This window comes from Enhygromyxa salina (assembly GCF_002994635.1).
In the GTDB taxonomy this organism is placed as follows: Bacteria; Myxococcota_A; Polyangia; order Nannocystales; family Nannocystaceae; genus Plesiocystis; species Plesiocystis salina_B.
The window spans coordinates 84,996-98,679 of the sequence record NZ_PVNL01000083.1 but is presented as its reverse complement, the minus strand read 5'-3'; the positions used below and the strand labels follow the sequence as shown (position 1 = coordinate 98,679).

11 protein-coding genes are annotated in these 13,684 nt (G+C 69.4%); 6 read left to right on the top strand and 5 right to left on the bottom strand.

The genetic code is table 11. From position 1 onward, the window contains the following. Positions 1-258 precede the first annotated feature (258 nt). The 5 genes from ENSA7_RS21290 (at position 259) to ENSA7_RS21270 (ending at position 7,107) form a co-directional block, all read left to right on the top strand. Complete coding sequence (locus tag ENSA7_RS21290) at positions 259-2,031, top strand: transglutaminase-like domain-containing protein (RefSeq protein ID WP_106091151.1); 1,773 nt, start codon at positions 259-261, stop codon at positions 2,029-2,031. After that, entirely contained in the window at positions 2,024-3,613 is a 1,590-nt protein-coding gene (locus tag ENSA7_RS21285; protein ID WP_106091150.1) for a hypothetical protein, read from the top strand. Before ENSA7_RS21290 ends, ENSA7_RS21285 begins: the two co-directional genes overlap by 8 nt. 148 nt (positions 3,614-3,761) lie before the next feature. Beyond that, complete coding sequence (locus ENSA7_RS21280) at positions 3,762-5,180, top strand: M16 family metallopeptidase (protein WP_106091149.1); 1,419 nt, start codon at positions 3,762-3,764, stop codon at positions 5,178-5,180. After that, positions 5,177-6,745: a M16 family metallopeptidase gene (locus tag ENSA7_RS21275; RefSeq protein WP_181233964.1), complete on the top strand. Its 1,569-nt coding sequence runs from the start codon at positions 5,177-5,179 to the stop codon at positions 6,743-6,745. Before ENSA7_RS21280 ends, ENSA7_RS21275 begins: the two co-directional genes overlap by 4 nt. A gap of 101 nt (positions 6,746-6,846) precedes the next feature. Then, the gene (locus ENSA7_RS21270; RefSeq protein ID WP_106091147.1) at positions 6,847-7,107 is read left to right on the top strand and encodes a hypothetical protein; all 261 of its coding nucleotides are present in this window, start codon (positions 6,847-6,849) and stop codon (positions 7,105-7,107) included. Between the two features lie 20 nt (positions 7,108-7,127). Here ENSA7_RS21270 and ENSA7_RS21265 read toward each other — a convergent pair whose 3' ends face one another. The 5 genes from ENSA7_RS21265 to ENSA7_RS21245 all read right to left on the bottom strand — a co-directional run bounded on the left by ENSA7_RS21265 (position 7,128) and on the right by ENSA7_RS21245 (position 12,342). After that, on the bottom strand, positions 7,128-8,186 hold the full coding sequence (locus ENSA7_RS21265) for an SGNH/GDSL hydrolase family protein (RefSeq protein WP_106091146.1): 1,059 nt from the start codon (positions 8,184-8,186) through the stop codon (positions 7,128-7,130). Between the two features lie 63 nt (positions 8,187-8,249). After that, complete coding sequence (locus ENSA7_RS21260) at positions 8,250-9,710, bottom strand: hypothetical protein (protein WP_106091145.1); 1,461 nt, start codon at positions 9,708-9,710, stop codon at positions 8,250-8,252. A gap of 193 nt (positions 9,711-9,903) precedes the next feature. Next, complete coding sequence (locus tag ENSA7_RS21255; protein WP_106091144.1) at positions 9,904-10,779, bottom strand: tetratricopeptide repeat protein; 876 nt, start codon at positions 10,777-10,779, stop codon at positions 9,904-9,906. Between the two features lie 154 nt (positions 10,780-10,933). After that, on the bottom strand, positions 10,934-11,719 hold the full coding sequence (locus ENSA7_RS21250; RefSeq protein WP_181233963.1) for an OmpA family protein: 786 nt from the start codon (positions 11,717-11,719) through the stop codon (positions 10,934-10,936). A 152-nt stretch (positions 11,720-11,871) separates the two neighbouring features. Beyond that, positions 11,872-12,342 carry a hypothetical protein gene (locus tag ENSA7_RS21245; RefSeq protein ID WP_146157954.1) on the bottom strand — a complete coding sequence of 157 codons (471 nt, stop codon included), beginning with the start codon at positions 12,340-12,342 and terminating at the stop codon, positions 11,872-11,874. A gap of 254 nt (positions 12,343-12,596) precedes the next feature. Here ENSA7_RS21245 and ENSA7_RS21240 point away from each other — a divergent pair, with 254 nt between their 5' ends. Beyond that, the gene (locus ENSA7_RS21240; protein WP_106091141.1) at positions 12,597-13,682 is read left to right on the top strand and encodes a hypothetical protein; all 1,086 of its coding nucleotides are present in this window, start codon (positions 12,597-12,599) and stop codon (positions 13,680-13,682) included. Positions 13,683-13,684: the final 2 nt, after the last annotated feature.

Here is a 13,684-nt window from a genome sequence, read left to right as displayed (position 1 = left end):
TCGTAGCGCAGCGCGAGCGGCTCGGGGGCCGCGGGGGCCGGGCTCGCGGACGGGACCGATCGCACCCGCTACGGGGATCTACGCCGGCGCTATCACGGGCCGCAGGTCAGCGAGCTCGACCCGGCCGCCGCCGAGCCGCTCGCGCTGCGCTACGAGCCGGCCACCGCCCGACCCTACTTCGCGGCGCTGATCATCGAGCAGGTCACCGGTGACGCGGGCGCGATCGCACCGCTGACCGACGCGCGCTATCCCGGACAGGTGTGCACGAGTCAGTGCATCGAGGTGACCTTGCCGATCGACGTCCGCGGCGGCGCCGAGCTGCCGCTGCCGGTTCCGAGCGGCCATCGCCTCGACGTCTCGAGCTTGGTGTTCGAGCCGACCCACAGCGTGGACGCGCTCGGCACCAGCGTGCTGGCCGGACCCAAGCGCGTGTTCGCCAGCGCCGCTGGCGAGCCCGTGCTGATCCTCGGTTGGTCGCTCGAGGGCACGCTTCGCTACCGCACCGGGCCCGGCTCGATCGTCAGCATGCCGCCGCGCAGCGACGCCGCGCTGCCCGAGCAACTGCTGCTCGAGGCCCGGGCGCTGCGCGAGCTCCCGGCCAAGCAGCGGCCGCGGGCGGCGATCGATCTGGTCCAAGCCCGGGTGCGCTACGAGACCAGCAACGCCGTCGCGGTCCAGCATCAGGTCGCCGTGCTCGAGGGCAAGGACTTCGTCACGCGGACCCTGGAGATCGGCGCCGGCGACTGCGACGTGCAAAACGGGCTGCTGGTCGCGGTGCTCCACGCCGCCGACATCGACGCTCGCTTGGCGGTCGGCTGGGTGGGTCACGAAGGCAGCGTGTCGGCGTGGCTCCACGCGTGGGTCGAGTATCTGGGTGAAGATGGCAGCTGGCGGGTCGCCGACGCGACCGCCCGCGCGACCACTGCGGGCGGCTCGATCCCCGGGCTGCCGCCTCCGCCAGCTGGGGTCGCGGTCGCGAGCCTGGACCTCGACGCTGGGCCTGACGGTGGCTCGTTGGAGCCGACGGCGAGGGTCGAGCCGCCGAGCTCGAATGAAGCGGGTGATCCGAGTGATCCGAATGATCCGAGTGATCCGAGCAGTCAGGGCAACGGATCCACGCCAGCTGTCGCCGGGGACAACCCAGGCGTGATCACAGTCATCGACCAGACCGGATCGCAGCCGTCGAGCGCGAGCATTCGTGACCGACTTCCGCCGGGGCTGGTGGCGGCGCTGACTGGGCCGTGGGTGCCATGGCTCGCGCTCAGCTGCGGGCTGCTCGGCCTCGGGCTGCTCGGCGTCTCGCTCTCGCGTCGGACCGCGCGGCGGTTCTCGCTCGACGAAGGCGTGGATCTGTCCGGCCTGCTGCAGGGCGCGCTGGCCCAGCCGGCCGCGTATCGCCACTTGCCCTCGCTGTTTCATCGGCGCTTGATCCCGCTGCGTGGCGGCGCGGCGCTGTCGCTCAACCGGGTTCGGGCGCTGGCCTCGGAGGGGCGGCTCTACGCCGGCGGCGAGCAGACCGAGCTGTGCCGCGACGCCCGGCGCCGCGGGGTCTCGCTGCTCGACGCCCAGACCCCGGTCGGGCGGACCGTGGCGGCCTCGCTCGGCGCGATCGATCTGGATCGCTGGGGTCACCGTCTGGCCCGCGCGACCGAGGTCTTGGTGCTCGGGATCGTCGCCGCGTACCTGCGCGATCAGGGCGAGCGCTGGCGCTGCGCGGCGGTGCGTGGGCTCGGCGAGCGGGTTGCGACCTTGGATCTGCGACCGCTGGGGTCGAGCCGCCGGATCGGTGATCGCCTGGTCCTGCTGGACGTGGACGACGCGTGGCTGCTCGAGGCCGAGCGCCTGCGACCCACGCGACCGCACGCGGCCGCGTTCGCGCTGCTCGATCACCTGCTCGACCACCTGGATCTCGGCACCGAACGACGCGCGCGGTTGCTGGCGCCGCTCGCTGCCCTCGCGCTCGTCGAGACCGCCAACCTCGACGACCCGCCGCCGGGCAACCCCGACACCGCCGAGCCAAGCCATGGTTGAGCACATCGACGTCGCCAGCTTGTTGACGATCGACGTCGAGTCGGAGCTGCGCAAGCTGACCCAGGCCCAGCTGCAAGGCCCGTGGCAGCTGCCCGCCGAGCTGGTCCGGCGGGCCCTGCGGCACGGCGCGAACCGAGTCGAGATCGAGCTCGGTCGCCAGCAGCTGCGGGTCCGCTCGCTCGGCGGCGGTGTGCTGCTCCCGGTCTTGCACGAGCTCTCGGTCTTGCTCGACACCAAGCGCTCGCCCCAGCGTCGCCACCGAGCCCTGTCGGCGCTCGAGCGGGCGGGCGCGCTCTCGCTGCTTGGGATCGTCGGCCTGGATCCCGCGAGCGTGCAGATCATCAGCCCCAACGCCAACGAAGCGGGCGAGACCATGGGCCTGAGCTGGCGGCGCGGCGAGGGGGCGACGCTGCAGCGGTTCGCCGCGGGGGCCGACATCGATCCGGCGTTCGCCGAGATCATCGTGCGCGGCGCCAAGCTGGATCGTGCCCGCGCGCGTGAGTGGCTGACGAGCGCGGCTCGCTACGCCCCTGCGGAGATCATCATCGACGGCCGCTCGCTGGGCCACGCGAACCGCTCGCTGACCGGTGGGTTCGACGACGTCTTCTCCACCGTTGCGATCACCCAGCCGGTCAGCGGCACGATCGGGCTGCCGCGCAACGGCGAGGTCACGCGCCTGTACCTGCTGCAGGATGGCCTCGTGACCACGCACATGAGCGTCACCGAGGGACCGTGCTTCGAGGCCGCGATCGAGACTCGGGACCTCGCCGAGTCGACCGCCAGCGCGGCGCGGCTGCGTGACCTGATCCAGCCGCACGTGACCGGGATCATGTCGGGCGCGGTCGAACACATGATCGACCTCGCGCAGGCTCGCAGCGCCTCGCTGTCGACGGCTGACCGGGGGCGGCTCACCCAGCTGCTGCTCCACGGCGCCCGCCGCGACCGCGACCACGCCAAGGCGATCGCCCGCTTGCCGCTGTTCCGCGGGCTCGATCGCGACGGTCGTGAGCGCTGGTGTGACCTGCTCGCGCTGCGCCAGTCGGTCCAGGACGACGGCGGCGAGCGCCTGCTCAGCGCCCTGTTTCCCGACCAAGATCCAGCCGAGTTCGCCGCTGAGGGCCGGGTCTACGTGCTCGACGAGAGTCAGCGGGCGCTGCTCGGCGAGCTGCTCGAGCTCGGGTTTCGCCAGCCTCGCCGCCGCGTCGAGGCCCGGCGCGGTCTCGCCCGGCTGCTTCGTGAGGGCCCGAGCTTGCTGCGCAGCCGCGACCTGTTGCTGGGCCTGCGCCCCGGCGGTCGCCAGCTGCCCGACGCCGAGCTCGAGCCCGACCAGCGCCTGTTGTTGGTGCAGCTGCGCGCACAGGTCGAGACCTGTGAGATCGCGATGTGCACCGGAGCCGGTCCTGTACGAAGGATCGGCGCCACGCCCGACAAGCTGCTGCTGCCCCGCGACTCGGAGCTGGTCCGCGCGGCGGTGCGTGTCGTCGCCCGGGATCGGGCGTGGGTGTACCCGGCCTTGCTCGCGCTCCTCGACGGACGGGCGTTCCCCGAGCGAGCCCGGCGAAAGTGGTCGAGCGTCCTGTGAACCTCGGTACTGGATCGGCACTGGGTCGGCACTGAAAGCCTATTCCTGCACCAATTCTGGGTTTGGGCCGACAATACCTCGCTTGCTCCGGGCCCGCGCATGGGCGAAGATCTCCGCCACAGTTGCCAGCAGATCGTACGGAGAAATCATGACCCGCGGACGCCTCTTCAGCATCCTCGGTCTCGGACTCACGCTCATGTTCATCGCCCCCCACGCCGTCACGGCGGGGACCAGTGAGCAAGCGCTTGCGGAGAGTTCAGACGCCGAGTTCGAGATCGACTACGAGCGCTACACGCTCGACAACGGCCTGCAGGTGATCCTGCACCGAGACCCGACCGCGCCGCTGGTCGCGGTCAACATCTGGTACCACGTCGGCAGCGGCGACGAGGTCCCAGGCATGTCGGGGTTCGCCCACCTGTTCGAGCACATGATGTTCCAGGGGGCCAAGCACATCGGCGAAGACGTGCACTTCGACACCCTGCGCGAGATCGGCGGGACCGGGGTCAACGGCACGACCAACTCCGACCGCACCAACTACTTCGAGGTCGTGCCCAGCCACGAGATCGAGACCGCGCTGTGGCTCGAGAGCGATCGCATGGGCTACCTGCTCGCGCTGCTCAACGAGGCCAGCCTGAAAAACCAGATCGACGTGGTCCGCAACGAGCGGCGCCAACGCTACGACAACGTGCCGTACGGGCTCGAGCGCTTCGCCGTGGCCGCCGCGCTGTATCCGGAGGGGCACCCCTATCGCTACCTCACGATCGGGCGCCACGAGGACCTCGAGAACGCGAGCGTCGACGACGTCAGCGAGTTCTTTCAGAAGTGGTACGTGCCCAGCAACGCCACGCTGGTGCTCGCCGGGGACTTCGAGATCGACGAGGCCAAGGCCCTGGTCGACAAGTGGTTCGGGAGCTTCCCCAAGCTGCCCAAGCCAGCGCACGTCGCCGTGCCGGCCCCGGAGCTGAGCCAGAACGTTCGGACCGAGCTGCACGACTCCTTCGCTCGACTCGGGCGCATGCACTTCGTGTGGCACAGCCCCGCGAGCCTCGCCGAGGGTGATCTCGAGCTCGACGTCGCCGCGGCCGCGCTCGGCTCGGGTGGCTGGGGCCGCCTGACCAAGCGCCTCGTCGACGTCGAGAAGCTCGCGCAGAGCGTGTGGGTGTTCCAGTCCGGCAGCGGGTTCTCGGGCACCTTCGACGTGATCGTCACGCTCTCGCCCGGCCAGCCCGACGCCGAGGCCCAGCGCGCCCAGGTCACGACGGCGATCCAAGAAGAGATCGACAAGCTCGTCGCGGAGGGCCCGACCGCGGTCGAGCTCGCCCGGCATGTGATCAGCGTCGAGTCGGGCTTCGTGTGGGGTCTCGAAGATCTCGGCGGCCGCGCCAACCAGCTGCAGTGGTTCAACCACTACACGGGCGAGCCGGGCTACGCCCAGACCTACGTCGAGCGGATCCGCGGGGTCACGCCGGCCGCGGTCAAGGCCGCGGCTGCGAAATGGTTGACCAAGCCGCGCGCGGAGATCATCACGATCCCGGTCGAGTCGGCCCCGAAAGGAGCAAAGCAATGAAGTCGTCAGTCATCACCCGCTCGGGGGGCCTCTGGGGGCTCGCGTTGCTCACGGTTGGGCTGCTCGTCGGCGCGTGTGAGCGCGGCGAGGTCACGGTCGATCCCGACACCACCTCGGTCGACGTGGCCGTGGCCGACCCGGCCCCGAGCTGGCCCGACGAGGCGTTTCGTGCCCAGCGGCCCACGCCCAAGCCGATCAAGAACGTCGAGATCCCCAAGGTCGAGACCTTCGAGCTCGCCAACGGGGTCGAGGTGTTCCTGGTCCAGCAGCAGACCCTGCCCACGGTCTTGATGTACATGGAGTGGGACACCGGCGAGATCAACGATCCCAAGGGCAAGACAGGCATGTCCGCGCTGTGCAGCTCGCTGGTCGGCGAGGCCACCAAGAACAAGGACAAAGAGGCGTTCGCGGCCGCACAAGACGACCACGCGGTGAGCGTGGGGATCCGCGCCGGGTCCGAGCTCACCAGCCTCAACCTGCGCGCGCTCAAGCGCGAGCTCGGGCCGGCGCTGGACCTCGCCGCCGAGATGCTGTTCGAGCCTGGCATGCGGCAGTCGGACTTCGACCGCCTGCAAGACCAGCGCAAGGCTCGGATCGCGCAGAGCAAGGGCTCGGCCGCCTCGATCGCCCACCGGATCTTTCCGTCGCTGATCTGGGGCAACAAGCACGCCTACGCCAAGATCGAGACCGAGGCCAGCCTCGACAAGGTCTCGCTCTCGGACTGCCAGGCCTGGGTCAAGCGACTCAAGCCCGACGGTGCGCGGCTGTGGGTCGTCGGCAAGATCACCCAGGACGAGCTGCGCACCGAGTTCGACGCGCGGTTTGGCAGCTGGAAGGGCAAGGCGCCCAAGCCGGCCAAGCTCGGCACCACCAAGCCGGCCAGCGCCACGATCTTCTTCGTCCACGTGCCCGGCTCGGCCCAGTCCGAGGTGCTCATCGGCCACCCCGGCCCGGCTCGCGACACGCCCGACTACGAGGCCACCCAGCTCATGGCGATGATCCTGGGCGGCTCGTTCTCGAGCCGCATCAACATGAACCTGCGCGAAGACAAGGGCTGGTCCTACGGGGCCCGCGGCGGGTTCTCGTACAGCCGCGGCGGCTCCTCGTTCGCCGCGAGCAGCTCGGTGCGAACCGACGTGACCGGCCTCGCGGTGCTCGAGATCGCCAAGGAGATCGAGCGCATGCGCGGCGGCGCCCCGACGCCCGAGGAGCTCAGGCGCGAGCAAGAGGGCGCGCTGCTTGCCATGCCAGCAGAGTTTGCGACGGCGACCAAGACGCTGTTCTCGATGCGCGGGCTCGACTACCACGGCCTCCCGCTCGACTGGCACGTCGGGCACCAGGAGCGCCTGCGGGCCGCCGACACGGCGGCCGTCCACGCCGCGGCGCAGGCACACCTGCAAGCTACCGATCAGGTCGTGCTCGTCGTTGGGGACGGCGCGGTCGTGCTCGAGTCACTGGAGAAGATCGCCGAAGACGCCGTGTTCGGCGGCGGCGGGATCCAGTACCTCGACCCCGACGGCAACCCGATCGCGCGCCCGGACTTTCCCGCCGCAGACACGAAGTAGTTCGCCTTCGGCCGCATGTGTGGCCTGTTCGGCCGCATGCGGCCCCTGGCACCGGGGAACCAGTTCGTCAGTCGGCGGGCTGGTCCTGGTAGAGTGTGCGGGTGCAGATCGAACTGCTCGTGGTTCTCGTCGCCGTCGCGGTGCTGCTTGGGCTCGCCGTGGGTGTGATGGCGCGGAAGATCGCCCAGCAGCGCCGCGTCGCCCGAGAGGCCGAGCAGGCCACGCTGCGCGGGCGCGTCAAGGCGGGCGTTCGCAAGGGGGCGGAGCGGGTCGCACGGGAGAGCGCGAAGGCCTCGCGCAAGAGCGCCTGGTGGATGCTGAAGCGCCGCTTTCGTCGTGACCGCAAGGACGGCGAAGACTGACGCCTGCGTGATCCGGTGCGCTACTCGGCGCCTGCAGGTACATCAGCGCCGACCGCCGGGCACGAGCAACCCCAGCTACTCGGCAGCTGCGGGCACGCGATCTGGGCGATCAACCGATGCCCATGCTCGTTCGGGTGAATGTCGTCGAAGCTATGCAGCTCCTTGCGCATGAACCACCGCGGTAGCTCGGCGGCTCGCTGCGCGAACTCATCCAGCGCGAGCTCTCGCGTGGTCTCGTCGAGCTCGGCGAAGCGCTGCTTCCACGCTTTCGAGCGCTCGAGCTCCCTGCGCAGCGGCTCGATCTCTCGCAGCGGCGCGTCGCGGTCTCGCAGCGCCGAGTCGTACAGATCCACGCCGATGTCGGCGAGCTCGGCCGGATCCCACGCGGCGTCGGGCTGGTCGCGCGCGTCGAGGTAGCGGCCCAGCGCCTGCTCGGGGGTCAGGCGGCCCAGCTCGAAGTCGACGATCTTCTGGGTGTAGCGCTGGTAGGTCAGGCCCTCGAGCCCCTTCCAGCGCTTGCTGTCGCTCTCTTCGCCCCACGGCGTCAGCGAGAGCGCCACGACCTTCATGTTGCGCTGGTGGGCCGACATGAACAGCTGACGGATCTCCTTGTTGGTCTTCTCGGGCATGGCCACGCTGTTGAGGCCGCCCTGAAACACCAGCCAATACTCGCTGGCCGGATCCCGGAGGTTCACATAGCCGTTGGCCACGACCTGATCCATGAAGCGCTGACGCAGCTGAAACGCCCCGTAGCCGGTGATCGACAGGTTCTCGACCTCGACGTTGCTGCACCAATTCTCGAAGTGTTGCGCGTAGGGATCGCGCTGCCACGCGCCGACCGAGCCCGCGAGCACGACGACCTTGACCGGCTTGTCGGCGTGGCGAAACCGCCAGGTTGGCGGCGGCTCGGGCTCGGGCTCGGGCGCGGGCTCGAGGGTGCCGCCATCGGTGCCGCCCCCGTCGCCGGGCGGGGCGCCGGGCGGCGCGATCGTGAGCGCCTGCGCGGCCTGATCCGGCGTGGCCAACAGCATCAGCATGCCGAGCGCGACCAGGCCGCGACGCGCGAGCGAGGAAGCCAAGGGACGACGACCAAAACGTGGAGAAGCAAACATCGCGCTAGGAAGCCTGATTGGCCGATCGGCCTACTCGATCGAGAACTCAGCGACGGCGAGGTCGGTGTCCTCTTCGCCCTCGGGGACGATGCGAACACGCCAAGAGCCGACGTACTCGGGACGCACCTGAAGGTATGCCCGCGTCTTATAGGCGTGCAAATTCTCGGGGATCCGCACCTTGCCCCGGCGGGTCACCGTTCCGTCTTGCTCCCAGATCACCCGCAGCGTGTCGAGAGCGCGGGTGTGGACCACGCGGATGCACACGTTCACGAACTCGGTGCCGGTCGTCGAGAACGTGCGGGTCGGGTCGTCGCACTCGGTATTCTCGCGGCCGGCCGCCATCTCGATCTCGTCGATGTGAATCCCGTTGAGCCCGATCTCGCCGATCGGCGGGCCGTCCTGAACCGAGACCGGGAGCTTGGCGAAGGCCTTGGCGTTCTCTTCGGGGGTGCCCGGCGGGATCCTGCGGGGGTCGACGCGCTCGGTGGCCTCGCTGCCTGGGGCTTTGGGCTCACCCGCATCGGGATCACCGTCACCTTCAGCTGCTGCGGCCGCGGCTGCAGCTTCGGCGGCCTGTTGCTCACGCAGCGCCGCGAGCTTTGGATCGGCGGCGTGGGTCTTGACCTCCGGCGGGCGTGGCTTCGGCTTGTCCACGCGCTGGGTTGGCGTCGCGTCGCTCGGCTTGTTGGGTCGGGTCGACAGGCCGTTCCCTGCTTGTTCAGAAGATCCGCTGGGATCAATGAGGACGACGGCCAGGACGATCGCGGCGGCGATCGCAGCAATCCACAACAAGCTGCTCGCTCGTCCGCGTGGCTGGTCCGGAGACGACGCGGCGGGCGGAGCCTCGTTCGCGGCCCGGCGGGTCACGATCTCGGACACGCGCGCGTCATCGTCGGCCTGCGCGTCGTCGTCGTCGTCGTCGTCATCTTGCGAGTCGTCGTCGGCCTGCGCGCCATCGTCGTCATCGTCGGCCCGGGTGTCATCGTCGTCGGCCTGCGCGTCGTCGTCGTCGTCGGCCTGCGCGCTATTGTCGTCGTCGGCCGGCTCGTCGTCAGCCGGTGCGTCAGCGTCGTCGGCCTGCTCCGCGCTGGCGAGCGCGGGCCGGGGATGCTCGCCGCTCGCCGCCGCAGCGGGCGAGCCACCAAATTCCCCCGACACGACCGTGCCCCCCTCGGAGGTGCGCGGCTTGTCGGTGGGGGCTACGAAGCTCGGCGGGCTGACCGGCTCGACCGGCTTGCTGCTCGCGAGCCCGGGCGGCGAGAAGGTCGGGCTCGCGGGCTTGGGGCCGAGCAGGCCCTCCCAACCAGAATTGAACAGCGATGGCTTCGGCTTGGCGTCGCCGGGTGCCACGGGCCCCGCGACAGCTGGTGGCTCGGAGATACGCATCGGCAGCGTGTCCTCCTCGCTCTCGGGCCGGGGCTCGGTCGGCACGCCTGGGCCCGGGTTGGCACCCACGCTGGGCTTGGAGTCGGGTGTCTCGGACTCACTCATCGAACACCTCGGTGTACACGAGGTGGACAGATGATGGAGTGATCAGCGCGGATCAGCATGGCGCGGGCCCTGTAGGAGCCCATGCCGCGATTCGACCCGGGCCTGAGGCCCGAGCGGTCGCGGGCTCCTGGGCGAGCATGCTGCCCCAGCCGTGACACCGCGGGCAAGGGTGGAGACGGGTGGGGCCTCAGGATCAGCTCTCGGCGTCTTCGCCGTCGACCGCGTCTTCGGCTTCTTCGCTGCGCCGGTCTCCGCAGATCTTTCCGGTGTCGGTCTCCAGCGTCTTGATCTGCTTCTCCGCCTGGGTCTTGTAGCGATCGGGCGCCTCGGAGCCCTTCTTCACGATCGCGTTGAAGTAGGCGATCGCCTTGTCGCACTGGCCGAGCTTGGCGAACGCCAACCCCGAGTAGTAGACGGCGTCGTGGATGACCTCGTTGTCCGGCGCGTTCTGAACCAGCCAGTAGAACTCACCGAGCGCGCTGCGATAGTCCCGCTCCGAGAACAGGGTCTGGCCGATCTTGAAGCGGACCTCGGGCTCTTTGGCGTCGCTCGGATAGCGCGACAGGTAGGTCCGAAACAGTCGCCGCGCCCGCCCATAGTCCTTGGCCTTGAGGACCCGCTCCGCTTCACGCAGCAGCTCGGTCTTACCCTCCGGGATGTTGGTCTCGGCGTTGAGTGTCTGCTCGACCGAGGTCAGGCGCTGATCGAGCTCGGTGCGCGACTCGGCGATGTTTTGCTTGAGCGCCGCGAGCTCGTTGAGGCTGTCCTCCGCGATCCCGCGCACGTCTTGGTGGTCGAACTCGAGGTTGTCGACGCGGACGCCGATCGAGGCCTGGTTGTTGCGCAGGATCTTCTCGGCCGCGGCGAGCTGCTCCTCGACCACGGCCATCTGCTCTTGCGCCTTGACCAGGGTCTGCTCGAGCTGGGTGTCGCGCTCGGACACCTTCTTGCGCAGCGTCATGACCTCGGCCGCGAGCTCGTCATGCTCGGACTTCATGGTGATGCAAGCCGACAGTGGCGCGATCAGCAGCAGCGGAACGGCGACTCGGACAACTCGGGAGCGGATCATGGTGGTCCTCAGATCGCGGGCCGGTATCGGGCCCGCTCGTGCGCGCCTCAGCGTGCCTGGGGGTCGGCAGCGCGGGCGGGGTGGGGCAAGCAGCCCGTAGGAGCGGTCAGGTGGTGCGAGCGCCGCGCGCTCGCACCGGGCTTGCTGCCCAAGTCTACTGCCAGATGAACTCGACGCGACGATCGTCGGCGTAGGACTGGTCGTCGGTGCCGCGGGCCTCGAGGCTGCCCTTCGAGATCACCTGCATGTTCTCCGGGGGGACCCCAAGGTTCTGCAGGAAGCTCTTGACGCCCTGTCCGCGGCGGTCGGTGAGCAGGATGTTGTACTCCTCGGTGCCGCGCGGGTCAGCGTGGGCTTCGAGGTAGACCAACCGGCCCTGATCCGCGATGCACTGAGCGGCGGCCTTGAGGCTGGCCTCGGTCTCGGGGCTCAGCTTGGGGCTGTCGAACCCGAAGAACACGGCCTGGAGCTCGCACAGGACCTCGCCGTCGCCGCCGTAGTCGCCGGAGAAGATGCACATGCCGCCGTCGCAGATCTCATCGATCGCGCAGTCGTCGTCCATGGTGCACGAGCCGGGCGCGCCGGGCATGCCGTCGCTGCACAGGCCGGTGCCGAGGTCGCAGGTGCCGGTCGGGCAGTCCATGTCCTGGGCGCAGAAGTTACAGCTGCCAGCCTGACAGACCAGGCCGCCCGTGCAGTCGAGGCTGCTCGTACAAGGCGAACCTTGACCCGAGCCACCCGCCGCCGCCTCCGAAGGATCGACGCAGCGGAACTCGTAGCAGACGTAGTCTTGGCCGTTGGGGCCCTTGCCAGCGCACTCGCTATTCTCGACGCAGTTTTGGCAAGTGCCGTCGACGCACTTCTCGTCCATTTCCTGGTTGCAGTGCTTGTTCTTCTTGCACGCGGGGTACTCGGGCTTCTTGCAGCCGGTCAGCGACATGGCGGTCAAGCCAAGCGCGAACACGCCGAGGAAAGAGAGGCGGGAAAGTCGAGCGGTGAGGGAACGCTTCGGCATCTGGGAGCTCCGGGACCTCGGCCCCGTCTTGCGGGCACGCGAGTTCGCACAAGGATTATCTGTCGCGGGAATGGGTGTCAACCGCGCAGACTCGCGGCATAGAGGCGGATCTCATACCGATCCCCATCGACCGTGAGCGTCTGCCTGTGTGCAGGTTGGTTGGCCGGTTCACGGGTTTCCACGATATCGGCGCGGGCCGCAGCCACGGCGTTGGGTCCGAGCTTGGGGCGGGGCGCGAGCGACAGGCGGTGGAGCAAGTAGCCCGTCCAGGTCAGCCCCTGGAACCGGGCTTGGCGCACCAGCAGATCATACTCGAGCTCGATCGCGTCACCCGCGTGGTGCCGGGCCACGAGCTCGAGCTCGAACGCGTGCGTGCCCTTCGGGGTCGCGACGACCTCGGAGAAGATCGTGTGCTGGCCGTCGGACACGACCAGCTCGCGGCGAGGGACGACGAGCTCGCCGGACTCGCTGACGATCTCGAGCCCGACCTGCAGCGGCCACAGAGCCTCGCTGCGATCGCTGAACATCGGGACCGACAAGCTGTTCACGCGGGCCCGGTCACCCGGTGCGGCGAGGCTCGTGTCAGCCAGCGCGGTGGAGGCGACGACGCCGGCGAGCAGTGCGAGAGCGAGACGGGGAGCCTGGGTTCGATGGGCCATGCACATCGGATCCAACGGATTGCGCTGTGACCCAAATTTCGTGCGGGCTCGCGCGACGCCGTCGCGATGCGTGAAAAATTTGAGGCGGGCAGCTGCTATACATGCGCACGGCGGCGATACGTGTGAGCAGCAGTGATACGCCTGTGCAGCGCTGGCTGCCGATCTTGGTGAGCGTCGCCGTGATCGCGTTCGCAGGCGTGGGTGCGCAGCGGTGGTGGTGGCGGCCGCGGGTGAGCGCGGCCGCCAGCGCGGCTGCTCCGGCGCTGGTCGAAGCCCGCGATCGAGCACGCGCATTCGCGAGCGCGCGGGGACTCGCGCTCAGCTTCGACGCGGGCGTCGGCGCGGCGGCCGAGCTGACTTGGCGAGCGCCGGGCGAGTGTGTCGAGGTCTATCGGGTGCGGGTCGACGAGACCTTTCGTGATCCCGCCGTCGCGGTGTTTCTTGGTCGCGAGGAAGAGCACGCGAGCTGGGCGCTGGCGCTGGCGGCTCGGCCGAGCTCGAGTCGGCCGGGGTTGGTCGCCGTCGACGGCCTGCTGATGTCGCTCGACCCAGCTTTGGATCCCGTCGATCCGGACAGTGGAGCGGAGCGCCGTCGGCAGCTGTGGTGGTCCGCGCGAGCGGCCGGCCCAGCCGCGCCGGACTTCGCCTGTCGGCAGCGCAGCTGGGATCCCCTCGAGGACGCGGTGGCGCTCGGCTGGCCCGCGCTGCCGGATCATCGGGTGCGCGTGGGCGAGGCCTGGCTCGGCGGCGCGGTCGAGGGTCGCTGTCACGAGACCACCTGCGTCGACGATCAGGGCCAGTTCCCTCACGACCGGCCGTGCCGCGCCCGTCCGTGGCGTGAGGTGCTCGCCGGGGTCAGCCAAGGGCCACCAGAAGTCGCGCTGATCCTGGGCAATTGGGACGACGGGCACGATCTCGCTCGCCCCGAGATCGGGATTCTCACGTCGCGCGAGCTGCTGATCGTCGAGGGTCGGCCACTGCGTGCCCACGTCCGCATCGAGCAGCGCTGGGTGGGCGTGGTTCGGGAGCTCGAGCTGACACGGATCGACGACTGCGGGGATCAGACCACGGCGCTGAACGACTATTACTCAGGCGACCGATCAGGCGACTCAACAGACGACCAACCAGACAACCGATCGGTTGTGACCCGAATCCGTGCGAGGCTGCGCCTGCCTCCCACGGGACCAGCGCCGTCACCGCAAACCAAGCGAGCGGAGGTCGGCGGATAAAA